The 16,902-nt window shown below is 40.4% G+C and carries 7 protein-coding genes and 1 pseudogene; all 8 read right to left on the bottom strand.

Annotated features, from left to right (window positions below; genetic code table 11):
• Positions 1-89: 89 nt before the first annotated feature.
• The 8 genes and pseudogenes from HMPREF9624_RS02690 to pglX all read right to left on the bottom strand — a co-directional run bounded on the left by HMPREF9624_RS02690 (position 90) and on the right by pglX (position 16,892).
• Positions 90-3,071: a TOTE conflict system archaeo-eukaryotic primase domain-containing protein gene (locus HMPREF9624_RS02690; protein ID WP_009536425.1), complete on the bottom strand. Its 2,982-nt coding sequence runs from the start codon at positions 3,069-3,071 to the stop codon at positions 90-92.
• Between the two features lie 324 nt (positions 3,072-3,395).
• Complete coding sequence (locus HMPREF9624_RS02695) at positions 3,396-5,972, bottom strand: TrlF family AAA-like ATPase (protein WP_009536427.1); 2,577 nt, start codon at positions 5,970-5,972, stop codon at positions 3,396-3,398.
• A gap of 17 nt (positions 5,973-5,989) precedes the next feature.
• Entirely contained in the window at positions 5,990-8,107 is a 2,118-nt protein-coding gene (gene brxL, locus HMPREF9624_RS02700; RefSeq protein ID WP_009536428.1) for a protease Lon-related BREX system protein BrxL, read from the bottom strand.
• Positions 8,108-8,212: 105 nt separating this feature from the next.
• A complete protein-coding gene (gene pglZ / locus HMPREF9624_RS02705) occupies positions 8,213-10,735 on the bottom strand; it encodes a BREX-1 system phosphatase PglZ type A (protein WP_009536429.1) in 2,523 nt (840 codons plus the stop codon).
• Entirely contained in the window at positions 10,723-12,303 is a 1,581-nt protein-coding gene (locus HMPREF9624_RS02710) for an RNA-binding domain-containing protein (protein ID WP_009536430.1), read from the bottom strand. Before HMPREF9624_RS02710 ends, pglZ begins: the two co-directional genes overlap by 13 nt.
• Positions 12,304-12,323: 20 nt before the next feature.
• Positions 12,324-13,286, bottom strand: a pseudogene (locus tag HMPREF9624_RS02715) (hypothetical protein); the annotation flags it as partial.
• A gap of 123 nt (positions 13,287-13,409) precedes the next feature.
• Complete coding sequence (locus HMPREF9624_RS02720; RefSeq protein WP_009536432.1) at positions 13,410-14,216, bottom strand: TIGR02391 family protein; 807 nt, start codon at positions 14,214-14,216, stop codon at positions 13,410-13,412.
• A gap of 9 nt (positions 14,217-14,225) precedes the next feature.
• Complete coding sequence (pglX, locus tag HMPREF9624_RS02725) at positions 14,226-16,892, bottom strand: BREX-1 system adenine-specific DNA-methyltransferase PglX (RefSeq protein ID WP_009536433.1); 2,667 nt, start codon at positions 16,890-16,892, stop codon at positions 14,226-14,228.
• Positions 16,893-16,902 lie beyond the last annotated feature (10 nt).

The following is a 16,902-nucleotide window of genomic DNA, read 5'->3' on the forward strand; positions in this document are numbered from 1 at the left end:
TTATCATTAGGTATCGATAATGAGTCCGTCTTAATTCAGGACGCAGTGCGTCCTAAATTGGAGCGTAGCATTGAAGCTTCGCATATTTCTTATCCAAAGCTTCTTTCCAACAACTCTTGCGCTACATCTTTACTTTTTACACGCATTAGATTGTCATCAACTTTCGCTCGTGATAGAAAATTCATACTTCCATACCATACTATCTCTTCGTCTATGATCGCAAAATGTTCATGCAAATGCTCCTGAAGCTTAATCTTGACACCACAATTTTTAAGTATCTCTACAAGTCTTTTTGTATCCTCAATCTTTTCTTCCGGATACTCCTCCGGATTAAGGGTTATCACCGTAAGCTTAACTCCATCTTCCTGTCTCTGTTTTATATGCTTTACGAAAACATCGACCTTGGCGTGATTTAATCCGGGACTGGATATAATAATTTCTTTATTGGCCTCCAGTAAATCTTTTTCATATACTTTTTCATAGCTATCTATATCAAAAATAGTATTGGCATTCTGTTTTTCGACAATAATATTATTGCAAATTTCATATCCGATTTTCTTGTACGTCCTTAGGCGCTTATGATACATCTTCTCCAGCACACGTATATGAGAATCCACATAATCGTATATGATTACTTCTTTCTTTGTTTCGTAGTCTCGATGTAAACGCCCGGCAAACTGCTCAATATTTCCTTCTGCGGCTGCAGGCATAGTAAGCATCATTGTATCAAGACGGGGGAAATTAAAGCCTTCGCCAATATATTTATCGATAGCAACAAGGACGATAGACTCCGCATCCGGAATCGATCTCATTTGAATTCTCATCTCGTCCTTGGTTTTTCTACTGCCCCCTCCCTGTAGAAGATAAACATGATCTGCCTTCCCCTGCAGTCTCTGATACAAAAGCTCCGCATGCTCCTTATACTTTGTCAAAACAAGCGGTGTTCTACCGTTTTGAATACAGTTCTCTACATCAGCAATAATCTGTTCATTTCTGGATTCGCATTCAATAACTGCTCTGTTCGCTTCGTTAACCTTAAGATGAGAAGCACTTACGAGCCTTGTAAATCTTGGGTAAACAAAATGGTCGATACCTTGTTTTTCTGCTCTTTCCTTTGCCGTATAACGAAATCTTATAGGCCCAAACTGCATAAAAACTTTCTTTTCCAGACCGTCCTCGCGTTTTGGTGTAGCCGTTAATCCATAAACATACTTTGCTTTTGCCGATCCTATAACATCCTCAACCGTTTGCGCCGCCCCATGGTGACACTCATCCATAATCACCATTCCGTATTGTTCAATGATCGGATCAATTTCATCTCCTTTACCCAGAGAAGAGAATATGGCAACGTCGATAATATCGGTCATCGAATTATGACCTGCATGTAGCTTTCCAATGATGTTCTTTCTCTTTTTAATTCTTCCTGTTTTCGTCTTATATTCCGGTAATTCAGCATTTACATCCAAGAACTTGTTTAAATCTTCTATCCAATTCTTCTGTATTTCCGTATTATGTACCAGGATAAGGGTATTGGTTTTTCTTTGTGCGATCATATATGCACCTACCACCGTCTTCCCAAAAGAAGTGGTTGCAGCGAGAATACCATTATCGTGTTCCAAAATGGCCTTTGCAGCTCTCATCTGCTCTTCATATAGCGTACCATTGAATGAAACATCTAAAGGCGTTCCGCTACACCTGTTATCTGTCAGTGTAAAAGAAATACCAACTTCGTTGAATCTGTCAATCACAGAATCAAGCAGTGCCCTCGGAATACAAATATAGCCTGCTTCATCATAACCACAAAAAACTATTCGCGGTATGCCTTTGGTTGATAATCCCATTGCGGCCTTTTTATAAAAATCCGGATTACTAAAAGCCGCCATCCGCCGTAATGCATTCTGCATTCGAGGCTTCATGTCTTTTGTACCTATGTAAACCTTGTCAGCAATTACAATCTCAACTACAGAGGAGACGTCCTCTTTATGCAAAGAATGTTTAGTCTTTTCCCAAGGCTTAGTATCGTTTGTCCTCTCCGTATCCGCTTCAAACTCGTTACTAAGAACACCTAGGATTCCTTCTGCAGACCATTCTTTTATTCTTTCTTCTACTGTTTCAAGAGAAAGCTTTTTCACCTCTTTTAAGCATTCCCATTGATTTGGATAAACATTCCAGTTTTCATCTATAAATACGCTATTTCCAAGCTTCAAGGCCTGCCCTTGTAATGGCAGTGCAACAAGATTACCAAGTCCCGGCTTTCCCGTTTTTGTATTAAGCGGTATATGGTCCTGAGCCGGAAGCATTCTATCATAATACTTAAAGTTTTTCATATTAACAGACTCAGCGCCTTTGCTTAGAAGTGCCGTGCCAAATCGACGTGCAACACTTGCCAGTATCGGCTTTTCAAAAAATATCCATACATGGGCGCCTTTCCCTGAGCGGGAGCGTTCAACTAAAACCGGAACTTCATTGATTTCACAGATTTTTCTGAAAGCGTTAACCTCTGTCATCCAATCCGACTCAAGGTTAGCACCATCATCTCCACCGATTTTGTCATCATGACAGTCAAAATCAAACACGAGAAAATTGACAGTTTCATCCGGAAACATCGGATATAATCCAATCACATCCGAGGCATCTTCCCTAGCCCCAATCAAGTGCTCATACAGCACTTGACCAGTCAGTTCTTTATACTTCTGATTCTGACATTCTCCGCAATTAAACTGAGAATGATTCTTCTTAGGACATATCCCATCTTTCCAGAAATTCCAGCATTGCGTATAATATCCATGCTTTCCGGTTTTCTTGTTAACCTTTCCAGAGCGCTTACTATACACATCATTTCTACCCTTAAACAAATGATAGTAATACTGAATATGCTGCTTCGTAATGGTAACGGGAAGAATACGGGCTCCTTGATTCTCTTCAAAAGCCAGGTTCCTATCCGGAGACAAATCCTCTAATTCCTTTGCCCTCCGTTTGTATGAAATTCCAGCATTATCGAGAAGTCCATGCAAATATTCAATTTCATTTTCAAGTTGACTTATTCTCGATAAGTACTGTTCTTCATTCATTATAATCCTTCCATTTAAATTTCTTTCATCGCTTAATTTAAATTACCGGTAGTAACTTTATATAGTTCTGCAAAGTCACTATCTACCATTACCTGCTTGTATCTAAATGTATAAATCATGCTCTGTATTTCATTATTATCAACAATGACAAGTTTTACGCATGATTTTAATCAGGTCATCAAATAGCTGTTTACAATTTTCTATTTTCCAATCGTAATTACGCTGATATACAAGGATGACGGAGCGCTTGTCCGCGCCCTCCATATATTTAATCAGCTTAGTTTCTGAGCCTTTCATATCATCACCTGCCAATTTGGTATATTCTTATATTCCATATTTTTCTTCTCTCATCTTAAATGCAGCTTCTCCACCTTCAAGAATACGTACTACATGTTTCTTAACTGTTTGTGAATCGACTGATCCAATGCCTCCATCACAAATATGTCCATGGCCTTCAGTCTCATCCATTGCTACAATCAATTCTGCATCACCAAATACTGGAATATTTGCGTTATGTGTTGCAAAAATGTATTGACGATGAATCTTATTGTCTCGAATAGCCGTCACTAAAGTATCTGTTATAAACGAATTATCAAGATTATCCTCTGGTTGATCAACAATCAATGAATCTTTATTTTCAAGTAATAAAATATGGAGAATGGCTGTACACTGTTGTCCTTTCGAAAGATTTCCCATTTCCTTAAATCTTCCATTTACAAACAGTTTTACAATAAATAAATCTTCAAGTCTCAGTTCTTCTATTTCTCTAAGATCCTTTTCTGTTAATCCTTGCACTATTTTTTCAGATACTCCTGCCGTCAACGAGTATTTACTTTTAAGCGTTTCTAAACCTGAACGTACATCCTCTGCGAAAACAAATACATCCAATCCATCATATTGTGTAATACCTGTAACTGCTTTGTCTCCTACTCCATCAATGACCTTTAAGCGGTTCAGCAAGTTATCCTTTTGCTGACGATATCTCACATCTATTTCTACTACTCCACTCAATTTCTTTTTGTTCAATCTTTTTAGTTGTTTATTTAATAAAGCAGCATATTCATCCCAACATTTTTGGCAAGCTTCAATAAGAGTTTTTCGCTCCTGCTTTAATCTCTCAATTTCTTTTTTCCTTTGCTCAATCTGATGCTGTATAGGCTCAGCACCATTTATCTTCTTCAAAAGAGTGGTATAGTCTTCTACAATCTCAGTGCCTGACTTATCTTGAATTCCACTGATCATTGACAAGGATTTTCTGATCTCATCATCCTTTTCATCACGAGATACTTCCCAGGTCTTTCTAATTTTCTCGTATTGCTCAGTAGCCCAGGTCAATAATCTGTCTTGTAGATCATTTATCTGTTTAATCCGTTCATTATACGCACTAACAAACTCCAACAAAACTGTGTTTTTCAATTGTCCTTCAATCGAGAAACAGATTTCTGACAATTTCTTCATTTGACTAGGGATCTTTTTGTTAACCGCATCAAATTCAGACTCTTCATTTGTAAGTCGAGTTATTAACGTCAACTTGTCATCAAGGCCAGCTGCCTTATAATATTCGAAACGCTCTTTTAACGCAGGTAAATCTACTGTTTCCTGCTCGTCATTGACCAATTGCAACTCCAATGCATCTAAAGCTTTACTATTATTCTGTAATGCTAAATATGCTTCTTCAATCTTTTGTTCTAACGAATTTTCTTCATAGAACAGTCTTCGAACAATTTGAGTAATATGCTCAGGAGACCTAACCACATCCATAATTTCATTTTGCCCGTATATTTCTATTCCTGGCAGTATATCTCTAATAGTCAAATTAGATACTTTTCCATTCACATCTTCAATTGTAGGATTTCCTTTATAGCGTCGAATTACCTTAAAGGACTCACCAAACCTACTATTTGATCGTATAGAAAGTTCAACTCTCGCCGAAGCACCCAAATTATTCTCCAGCATCTCATCAAACTCTTTTTTTCTTGTTTTATCCTTTGGCAATAAATCTAATGAATATCTTATTAAATTTATGATTGTTGACTTTCCAGTTCCTCTACCGCCAATCACAGCATTTAAATTATCTGAGAAACAAATTTCCAATCCATCTAGGTATCCACCAAATACATTAAGAGCACAGATTGAACTCTGATAGCCCTTTTCAAGTTCCGAATTCAACCTAATTCTTGAATCAGGATCCTTAAATGCAATTACAAAATTTGAAAATGTCGGTTTGGACATTTTAATCAAAGTTGTTGCGGATTCTTTATCTAGGTCATCAGGCTTATCTATATCACACGCATTAATATATGCAGGAGGCTTTTCTCTTTTATATTGTGGATCTGTATTCCGTATAATATTTTTATATTTTGGATCCACATTTTCCTTTGAATCAGAAATTTGAGCTGCAACCAATCTGTCACTCTGCCAAACCGGATTTAACTTTCCAAGTTTTAAAATCCCATTATCGCTAGTAATATGTGCTGCATACCAAAAGCCACCTGCCTGCTTAACCATATCCGCAATATCTAGACAAGTTTTTATACTTGTTTCATTACCTTTAATTGCCATTCCCAAGCCCATAGAACCCAAATATCTATTAAGTTCGGATGCTGTACATGTCTCTGGAAACAGGCAAACCATATGAATTTTTTCCGCCGACATTATTTCAAACCCAGGAAATACGACTATTCCGTTATCAGCGAGTTTCTTACGTAGTTTTTCAGAATCATCTACATTTCCATGATTTGCAAGACCAACTACATTGATATGATTGGTTCTGCATTTTTTAAGAATTGATGCATTATAATCATCTTCAGACATAGTATTCTCACCTCTATATTCTGCATAACAATACGGATTAACTTGTAATGCACACTTATAAAAAGATGCAAAATATTTCTCTGACATTCAAATCCTCCTTAAACTTACTCTACCCCCAGTGCTTTAAACACCGCATCCTCTGCACTCTGATAAGGAATCAGCTGGAATGCACTCATCAGTCCCGGTGGAACAGTTGCAAAGTCCACGAATGACGTGCTCGGAATCAGCACTCTCTTCGCCCCACTATCCAGACAAACCTGTAGTACATTTGCAAGCTCATCGACTTTAATCAGAGTACCGCTAATACTAATATCACCCAATACAAGCAGATTTCCCACAGTCGGTCTTCCCAGTGCAATAGAACACAACGCAATCAATGTAGGAAGTGCTAGCTTTCCGGTCATTCCAATTCCCTGCAGATCCTGATAATTCACGATATAGTCTTTTGTTGTTGTACTGATTGATCCACTAATTCTGCTTCCATTGGCCTTCAAATAGTTGAATGCAGTATTGGAAGCCTCCTTTGCATCTCTATCTGTTCCAATTCCAGTTCTCTCAAACTTTCCGTTGCCAGGAAGCATCTGGCTCTCAAGACGGAACACGCCAATCATTCCAGATTTACCTTGTGAGACGGTATAGACCTGCCCCGGATTACAGATTCCATCCGGAATCAACTTTCCACCGCTCTGCTCCGGTACAGAAACATAATGTTCCTCAAAGCTTTCATTATCTATGTATGAAAAATTGACATCATAGAATTCCATACCACCTAATTTCTTAAGCTGTTCTTTGACGCGACGGCGCATCTCTAATGCAATCTTGAGAATTTCTTCCAGATCATCTTTTGTAAAATTGCCATCCGGATAAAGTATCTTTACATATCCACCAACCATTTTTCTAACAGCAATGGTATCTCTCTGATTCAAGTTCTTTCCAAGACGGAAATATTTGTCCAATGCATCTCCATACTGCTCTTTTCGAAGTTCACGAATAAACTCCGCAAGATAATCGGAGATAAAACCATAGTCATCTGTAAAATGCTCCGGACGTAACTTAGGTATCTCCCATCCCGGAATGTAGCAATGCATACGATCTAAAAAGGCAGTATCTGTTCCCATTTCAGATGGGAATGGATCGAATAGACTGGATGTTTTTAATAGAACATCAACGCTCTGATTGATGTTACCCACAAATACCATAGATGCACTAGCAGCTTTTTCTTCTTTTCCACGTGCAAAAGAGCCAGATGCCATGTAATCCTTCATGATCTGGATCCCGTCTTTATCCTTGAAACGGATGCCGGCCACCTCATCGAAAGCAACGCAGTCCCATAGCCCGACAAGTCCAACGGACTTTCTGCCCATGTTATAAAAAAGATTGGCAACCGTAGTCTGACCACCAGAAACCAGAATACTGTTCGGTGAAATTTCCTTGTATAAGTGTGATTTACCGGTACTTCTCGGTCCTAACTCACATAGATTGAAGTTATTTTCAACCAAAGGAATCATTCTAGTCAGAAGCAACCACTTTTCACGATTAGACAATGTATCCGGCTCCATACCGATGGAACGGAGCATCACATCAATCCACTCATCCTTAGTAAATGCCTTACGTCCTTCTTTCAGTTCATTGATATCAATGTGAGGCATCTGAATTGGTGTCAACTTGCGAATGCTGATGGGTGAGATATCCTTCTGCTTTTTCTGTTGGGATTTCATTTCATATCTATCAGAATCTACAATGCCGAAATTAGAATCTCCCTCCATCTCATAGTCCAGCTGCACAATACACCAGATGCCACCGCAGAGAAGACGATCAAACTTTTCCGGATAATCATCTGAAATTGGAATATTGCTTAATCCGAGATTGGAAAACTCTGCAAAGTAACAATCCTTTTTAATATCCAATCGAACGGTAATCATGTCAATGACGGTATGACTACCCTTCTTTCGAAGTACAGACAAAATCTTCTGTGCTTCATCAGGACGGACGAAGTTATCGGAAAGTATGTGTTTTACACTGTTTACGCCTTCTTCGATAACATCCGGATCATCAGAGCTACAGTACTGTCCCAGCAAGAATTCCAGGACATATACCGGGACATTTGCCCCCTCTTTAATCTTTTTTGTCAGATCTTTACGGACAATCTTACCGTCAAAATTCCGACGCAATTTTTCTTTAATTACAGCATGAGTATCGCTGTTCTCCATAAAATCCGGCATTCGTACCGCCTCCACTCAATTATATATTAGCGACTTTGTTGCTAATCCACCTCGTCGCTCGTACAAAGAAAACAAGCTTTCTTCCTACTCGCTTGCACTCGGTATTTAGAACCCGAATCCGAAATCATCAGCAAATGCCAAATCCATAATAATTGGATGACGGAAGCTTTCTAATCCGGTATTTTCATCATAAACGACAAGGAAATACTGCTTGTCCTTGTCATATTTCTTATCCTTAAACTGGAACTTCATTCTAAAGATTCTCTTCTGTGCATTTGGCTCTCTACTATCTGCAATATAGCTATTTTCATTGGAAATCTTTTCATTATCCTCAGAGATAAAGAAAATCTTATATGTTGTAACCTTAACTGTATCGCTGACAGGTTCTGACTGAATGAAATCCATCATTGTAATTTTATTTGTAATCTTCTGAACCATGCTAACAAGGGCAATCTCTGCATTCTTTGTCTCCATGTGTCCACGTTCCATCTTCACTTCTACTAGCGGTACAAGCATTTCCTGTGGGGAAGAGCCTCCATGTACGAAGTTCTGTCCGCCACCTGCAACCTTAAATACGTTGCTACTAATAGGGAACGATACCATTTTCATATCTTGATTTCGTAGCACAATTCCCATGCTCATATGTGCAATGCCGTCCTCTTGAACAGCTTCCGGTGCAACAATGAATCTGCGGTTTACAAATGCTTTCTTATCGTTTATGCCACCAATCTTATCACTCTCAGTAAGCTTGTCTCTCTTATAGATGAATCCATGATCCGCTGTTACAATAAAGTGATACGTATTAGCATTTGTGGATATACGGCGTATCAGATCAATAATTTCTGCGACGGCTTCTTTGCAAGCAACGAAAACTTCATCTTCTGTATTGGCCTTATCTCCCCTTGCATCAATCTGATTGTGATAAACATAGATTGCCTGCTTTCCAGTAAAGATGTCACGAAGTTCATTCTTCTTCAATCCTTTAATATCATCAAACTGCACACAGATACTATTCGGTAAATACTTCTGCAGAACGTTCTGTCTTCCTGCCAAGTTATCACAGAGTACATCATCCACCAGTACTTGATAATAATCCGTCATCGTGATTTGCTTATGTGGCAAAAGAGCCGCCATTCCAAGTCTTGTATAGGATGGAAGCACACTGAGCTGTGTTTCAAGTTTAGCTGTGCACTTCGGATCATCAGACAATAGCCGGAATAATTCCTGTCCTACTTCATAACGCATTGCATCAGAGATAATAACCACTGTACGTTCTCTCACATTACGAATATTACGGGCATAGAAATCAATCTGCACAGGCAACTTTGTCAGAGAATCCTCTTCCTGCAATCCTGCATTCCACTTTGGAAGCAGCTTATCCAAATACTCGTTGGTATAGATATTCTCCACAAGATCACGAATTCTTTCAAATGCCGCAGTATCTTCAAGCTGGTCATACTCATAATAGAAGTTACGATATTCCTGGTCAATCTTATAGTCTTCCGCCCGATACTGGGCAAGAATAGCTGCAAATCCATCTGGACAGTTAAACGTTCCTGTTACCACAAGATAATAGGCACTTGTAAGTAATCTGTATGTACGTCCGATTCTTGCCCCAAAATGCATCTTCTCTCGTTTTGCTGCAATCTCAGGAATGAATGAACCATCCAACTTTGCCCCTGTGTCTTCTGCCAACAAACGATCTACAATCCACTTTACCAAAATCTGATCGATACACAGGAATGTATCACAATTCAGCAATTCTTCCGGAAGATAATCCTTGAATGTATTTACCGCACCTAATCCAGTCGCAACAAAGTCTGAAAGCTCATCATATTTCTCTCGATACAATACGCTGTTCATCAGATTATCCATGAAAGCAATAACATTACCGGATTTATACGACACAAACGACTTCCATGCCTTCGGCAGCTCTGACGATATATACTTCGCTGTATATGTCACAAATAATGTAACGACAAAGCGCTCCAATGTTGGCTTCACATCGATATATCCAAAATGCTGTTCACACAGTTTCCAAAAGGCATCCAGTAGATCATACTTCTGAATCTCGATAAGGAACTTATTATCCTGAAGCTCTCCATCTGTAAGAATCACACGAATAACCTCTTCAAATGAGCAGGTTCTCGTCTTGCAAATACTGCTGAGAAGCCCAATGAGGATATTCTCCTCATTGAAGTTCTCGATTTCCAAGTCATAGAATCTCTGTGTACGCTCTTTATTGGAAAAAAACTTTATATGCTTTTCGATGATCGGTTTATACTTCTCATCAATACCAAGATCCACTGAGAGCAACGAAGCTCGATCCGCAAAGAATCTCTTGGAATACAGCATCGTATCTTCCAGATGGTTATCCTTTACATCCGGTTTAGGAAAAGGAGCATAGATCAAGTAATTCGTTGTGAGGTCTACTCGCTCTAAAAAATATTTTGTATAAAACTGATTGTCTGGCTGCAGAAAGTATACCTTGGCATTTTCAAGTTCTACATTCTGCATGTCCTCAGCAAATTCGCCTTTATCATCATACCAAAACACAAGTTTTCTAGTATCCCCGGTAAGCTCTTCATTCAGACGATCAATAATCTGTTTTAAATTCAATTCTGCCATATCTTATCCTCGACCAGAATCTTCCAACATCCTTTTTGACTGGTTCCGATTCGTTCAATTAGATGATTTTTCTTTAATTTCGTAGTGTAATATTTCACTCGGTCCAGCTTCCAATGAAGAATGTCAGCGATTTCTCTCTGTGTAAATTTAGGGTGTTCCTCTAAAATGCGTAATATTGAAATATCCTCTTTCGTAAGATTAGACTCTTCTCCCCTATCTTGGGTAGTATTCTTGAGAGCTTGGGCTGTGTCTTGGGTAGCTTGGGTAGTATTCTTGAGAGCTTGGGCTGTGTCTTGGGTAGCTTGGGTAGTATCTTGGGTAGCTTGGGTAGTATTACCGCCAGTTTGGGGCGCATTCGTTTCTTTATCAGTCGCAGCTGTGACTAATAAATCGGTTGAACTACGATATAAATTGATACGAAGGGCATCTTCCCAGTCAATAAACTCTGGCTCCTGCAATCCGTATTTTCTCATCTCCTCAAAAAGGCGAGGAATTCCAGTTCCCCATCCTTCAATCAATTTCATGTAAGAAAATGCAGATGCCAACGCCTTATTCCGGATTTGAGAATATCCTTCTTTCATCTTAGAAATTGTTACGCCAGGCATTAAACCGCCAGGCGTCGTGATTTCCAGGCGATCATCAAACAGGTTGATCTGTACATTCGATGATTGTAAGAAACTGTAGTTCATTACTGCATTCACGATCAACTCTCGAATACTATCTGGCGGTAATTCAAAGATATCCTGACGATAAACTCCTTTAATTTTTGCTCCAAGTCTTATATTTCTTAATACAAACTGATGTGCATCTTCTACCTGCTGCCAAAGAGGACCAGTATATTCTTTCTTATCCAGGAATATCGCCCTTGAAGTTCCCTTAAATACACCACACTGTATAACAGAGTGAAACACATCCTTCCCTAATAGATAGTTATATGCATTGGTTGGTTTGATCCGTCCTCTTCCATCCTCGGAGATAATTCCCCAGTTTAACAGATTATTCTTGCTAAGCTTCTTCACTTTTCTTCTTTGTGATTCTGATATACAATTTGATATCGCAACTTTTTCCATCTGCTTGCATAGATCCGCAATTTCATCTTCTGTGATATCCTCTTCCGGAACCATCATGGTGTCATAAGATCTTCCCTCCGAGTCATAATACAGCTCTCTTGTGGTGTCCTGATCCGCGTGTCTTGTCGTACCCGCAACGCGAATATATACGCCATTTGTCAATCCATCTGCTGTTAGGTAATATGGTCTCTTCTTCCCTGCGATGATTTCTATAACGATAACTGTCTTCCCTTCAAAGGTCTGTGGATAAATATCCGGAACTATCATCGGTTTACACATGTCAGAGATGGCATTTGTAATGGCATCGATTTCTGAAAATAGTTTTTCTTCCGGTACGCCAATGATTTTTCTGGTTTCATCTTCTACGCCAAACACAAGACGCCCGCCCTTACCATTGGCAAAGGCAACTATCGTCTTCATGTACTTTTTTGCTTCTGGTCTCGTTTCCTTAAACTCTACATATTGGTTCTCACCATGTAAAATTTCTTCAATCGTCATTACTCTGCCTCCTCTCCGTCTTATTTTTCCTTTGCCATGATATTATTAGAATCTGCAAGGACCTCGTAGAACTTGCCATCACTTGCTGTCTGGACTTTTCGATAGTTTTTCTTCACTCCATCATCCAGATCCAATTCGATACGGCTCAGTGCTAAGTGTCCAATCTTCTCATCATATTCACGGCATTCTTTTAACTGCTTTTGGAGTTTTTCTTTTCGCTTGGTAGCGGCTGCTACTTCACGAGAATTTGTACTATGATCAATCATATCCTGCATACGGTTGATTTCACTCTCATAGATACGCTGCATCTTATGAAGATAGTCTACACGCAGGTTACCGATAGTATCTGGCGTGTAGTGGTGCAGATAGACCAGTGCCTTGAAGCCATTCTGCTTGCCACTATCAAACAGCCAGTAGATCGGACGTTTGCCGGAGCCGGTGACAGAATAGGTCTGGCAGTGATCCTTAAAGAAATCGTTCAAAAAGTAGTTGCGGATGATCTCCCGGCTGGTGCTGCCCTTATTGCCAAGGGCTTTTGCGATATAATCGAAGTTTGCTTCCAGCGTATCAGCACCATACACCACCTTCAGCCAGTCACACAGGCGCGATACGATATCATCGTCCAGATATTCTTCATCCGTGATGGGGATGACATTGTCGGCATCAGGGATAAAGCTCTGATATTTGCTACTATCCCACTCACCGCCTGCATAGGCCAATCCTTCCACATCCAGCGAGTATCGGCCAAACATACAGCCAACTGCATAGGAGATGAGGGAGACGATCTCGTCACGCATGGTGCGGACATAGTTGCTACCCTTCATAGACTCCGGCATATTTTCCTTACTGTCAAACACACGATGCACGGTGACGTCCTTATCCGCCACCTCCGGTGTTAGCTCGTTCTGCAAACCGTAAATGTCGATGAAGATACGGTTGAGTTCTTCTTCATTGGCTTTGAGCTGCTGGAAGCGGTCTTCGCATTCCTGCTTCCACGCTGCATATTTATTAGAAATTAGTTTCCCCATATCAATTATTCCTCCACCCGTTCAGTAAATACCTTGCTGAATAGGTCACAAGTTATACACAAAATGAAATCTATAATTTCATGGTTCTCTTCTCACAACTTGGCAATTATCCAAGTTCTTATGCAAGAAAGAGATCATCATTAGTATGTCTACTGCTTCATCTTCATCTATAATCCAATTGATTTTTGGAGTGTGAGCAGTGACATTCCGTACCATACTGTTTATTCCTTTCAACATCATGCAAAACCCATTTTGCTGATTCTTCTCACTTGCAGTTTGAAGATTATTCAATATCAAATAGGGCGAGGACGTTGAAAATGTCTTTTCAAATAAAGAAGAGCCGTCCTCTTCGAGGTTTGTCATTTGCCTTATTTGCTCCGTAAGACTTTTCGTTGCTTCGAGGACTGCATGAAAATAATTTTCTTTCAGAAGTTCCTCATTGCAGTATTGAATTACACGGCTATGGACACCTCGTTGACGCAGTTTGGGCAGAATTCTCTGCACCCTTTTTTGAGCATCGCTTATAGTCTTTGCCACTGACACCTTTTCAAACTCTCCATCGTCCCGATACTGTATTCCACTAAAAGTAAGGATGCCATTAAGCTCGGAGCGGTAATCCTCAAATTCATCCTGCCGTTGGACATAGTTTACGGGATCCAATACTTCTTTAATAAAACGCAAGATCACATTTCCTGAATGATCCTTATCCTGACAAGCAGTAAAAGTATACTCCAATCTGCGCCACTTTGTAGACTCGCCACTGTTATCAGGGACAGCAAGACGGGTAAGTACACGAGAAATCTCACTTCCTGTCATCACACGATCACCAAGCAAATGACTTATTTGTGTTATTTGACTGTTATTAAAGATAACTACGTCAGCCATACTTGCCTCCTAAACCAGCGGGTTCCGCTTGAAATCCAACGAGGTTTCATAGGAATCCCAATCGCTCTTAGAAATGGTTTCACAGCCTAATACACATTTATCAATTTGAGGTAATTGGTCATCCACAATATGTACAGGCAGACATCCAATATCTCCAAGTTCACAATTAAGAGTTGGAGACACTATTTTTAATATACTCTCAGCAACACATGAGTTACAGAACGAGAGAATATAGGCTTCATATTTCTGAGGGACAATTATGGTCATTCCGGCTTCTGATGATATTTGCCCATGCGGTTTGAATCGAAAAGATATTTTTGCGCTGGTAATTTTGGACCATGTAATTACTTCCTTGAAATAGTGATCTACGCCCTGGGGACGAGATCTTAGTTTTCCTTCATCGTCTACAAAATGCTTAATTTCAAATCCGTCATTTGCCCAGTTAACAATATATTCATCATTTCCACGCCATTTTCGATATGCACCGCCCTTATTATATGGGACCCACTTTCTTTTAAGTTCAATAACATCAGATGTTTTAGTTGCAGAGCCAATAAAAGATTGAATATTGACTTCATACCAAAACCGCGTGAATCGATTGACATCTCCTGTGATTAACCCCTGTGCCAATGTTCCAATTTGAGAAATAGTTTTTCCATCAAAACAATCAAACAGTTCTCTGGACACCCAATATGCCACCGGGCTGCTCGGAATTTTGGCAAAGTTAGACTGGATGGCTACATAGCGATTCTTCCCCGCAAGGAACATATCTTCTTTCCCTTGTTGAGAGGTCGGATCAATCAGACGGCAATAGGTGCCTTTGTAGCCGTCAATATGGTTTGCGCAACGTACAAAAGCGGTAGTCTGCACCACTTCGCCGCCAATTTCTTCAAAGGCTCTTGCGCCGAGATGTGCCATGTTGACGGTTTCGGTGAGCATCATCTTTTCCCGCAACTTTTCAAAGCTGGACAGGAACATCCAACTATGCTGGGTAATCATTGCCTGATAGCCATTGTCAGCAGTCATCTGACGGCAACGCTCAATAAACACAGCAAACAAATCAGCTTTGCTGTCCGGATAATTCTTCTTTACAAAATTGTTGACCTTTGCGCTCAGATTGCTGATTCGGGCATACGGCGGATTCGTAACAGTTATCCAATACTTCCGCGCCATCATCTCGCCAATATCAATGAGCCGGTTCAGCTGTTCGGCGGTATCTTCTACGCCAACGCTATCCATACTGATCTGACCGGCAGTATCTTCCGCTGCCACAAATCGGCGCAACAAATCCCAGTTGTAGCTCTCCACATTCAGGATGGAGCCGTATTCCTTGGCATCAGTAAAGTTGTCCAGCAAGCCTTCCAGCTGCATCTTGGCGGCGTTCTTCTCGATATCATCCATCTCCGCACCGAAAAATTTTAGGTGCGCACGATTGATGCCGTTGCTCTCCTGAATGGTATAGACATGGCAGCTGTTCTCACCGTTTAAGATACGGCGGTTGTACTGCCGCGCCTTCATCATCACGGCGAAGTACGCCAGCTGATAGGCGCGGTCGTCAATATCTAGACCGTAGATATTGTGTTCCAGTATGCTCTTTGTAGCATCACGCTGGCTGTAACCTGCACTCTCGTAAATCTGCATCAACACATCAAAGGCGTATACGAGGATATGGCCAGAACCCATACATAGGTCGATCATCTTGATATCTTCCGGGTTAAGGACAGAATATTCCCGTCTAATCTCCGCAAGCTTCTTCTGCACTTCCGGCTCCTGCTCTGCCTCTTCCAGATAGTATTTCCAGTTTTCTTTCAGGCCGCAGTCCGGGTGTCCTTCCAACCACAGGCGCCCCAAGCTGTTCTCCACCATGTAGCGAACAATCCAGTTCGGGGTGAACAGCTGAGTTACGGCAGGGATTTCCTCTTTGGTAATCTTGCCGTTTTTGGCAAAGGCAGCGGCTTTCGGTTCCGTGTTGTAGTACTGGTAAAGCCAACCGATGATCTCCACCTGGCCACCTTTTTCAATATTGAAGTCATCCTCGTCAATATCGTGAACAAGCTTGTAGACAACACCTTCCTGATCAATAACTGAGAGATTCAGAAGTATTTCTGTATAATCCTGTGTCTTTTCAAACAGCGCCGGCAACAACGCATTTAGCGAATTACACTGCTTGATGAAAAGCATACGGAAAAGATCATCCAGCTGATTATCATTTTTCAACTGCATGATGATATGCTCTTCGTCTCCTGTAAAATCCAACTCAGCATCAAAAGGATTTGTGACAATATCCGGTTCCAATTTCCCTGTATCCGAAGAAAGAACACGCATGTGGGAAGGAAGATAATCATTTACTTCCATGAAACGGATCGCAATCAGGCGGTTGAACCAGGTATAGGCAACCTCTTCAATGATATATTTATAAGCAGTCTGATAGTCGGTATCCTTTTCCTTTTGTCGGATCACCTCTACCAGTTTTCTTCTCTGCTTCACCGCATCTCCACTGATGGAATAAGGTTCTGCGGTTCCAATATCATAAAATTCAGTTGTACCTATGGACTGAGGCAGAGCATTTTTAATACCATCTGCCGTAATACCTATCAATCCTGCACGGTAACTGATATCTGCAATGAGCTTATTTCTAGCCCAGATCGCAAAGTTTTTGATGGATGATTTATTCATGCCTTTGCTC

It is taken from the genome of Oribacterium asaccharolyticum ACB7, from assembly GCF_000238075.1.
GTDB lineage: Bacteria > Bacillota > Clostridia > Lachnospirales > Lachnospiraceae > Oribacterium > Oribacterium asaccharolyticum.

Bases quoted from the DNA above. Each gene is read 5' to 3' on its own strand.
- HMPREF9624_RS02690 (WP_009536425.1), bottom strand. From the start codon at position 3,071: ATGAATGAAGAACAGTACTTATCGAGAATAAGTCAACTTGAAAATGAA.
- HMPREF9624_RS02695 (WP_009536427.1), bottom strand. From the start codon at position 5,972: ATGTCAGAGAAATATTTTGCATCTTTTTATAAGTGTGCATTACAAGTT.
- brxL (WP_009536428.1), bottom strand. From the start codon at position 8,107: ATGCCGGATTTTATGGAGAACAGCGATACTCATGCTGTAATTAAAGAA.
- pglZ (WP_009536429.1), bottom strand. From the start codon at position 10,735: ATGGCAGAATTGAATTTAAAACAGATTATTGATCGTCTGAATGAAGAG.
- HMPREF9624_RS02710 (WP_009536430.1), bottom strand. From the start codon at position 12,303: ATGACGATTGAAGAAATTTTACATGGTGAGAACCAATATGTAGAGTTT.
- HMPREF9624_RS02720 (WP_009536432.1), bottom strand. From the start codon at position 14,216: ATGGCTGACGTAGTTATCTTTAATAACAGTCAAATAACACAAATAAGT.
- pglX (WP_009536433.1), bottom strand. From the start codon at position 16,892: ATGAATAAATCATCCATCAAAAACTTTGCGATCTGGGCTAGAAATAAG.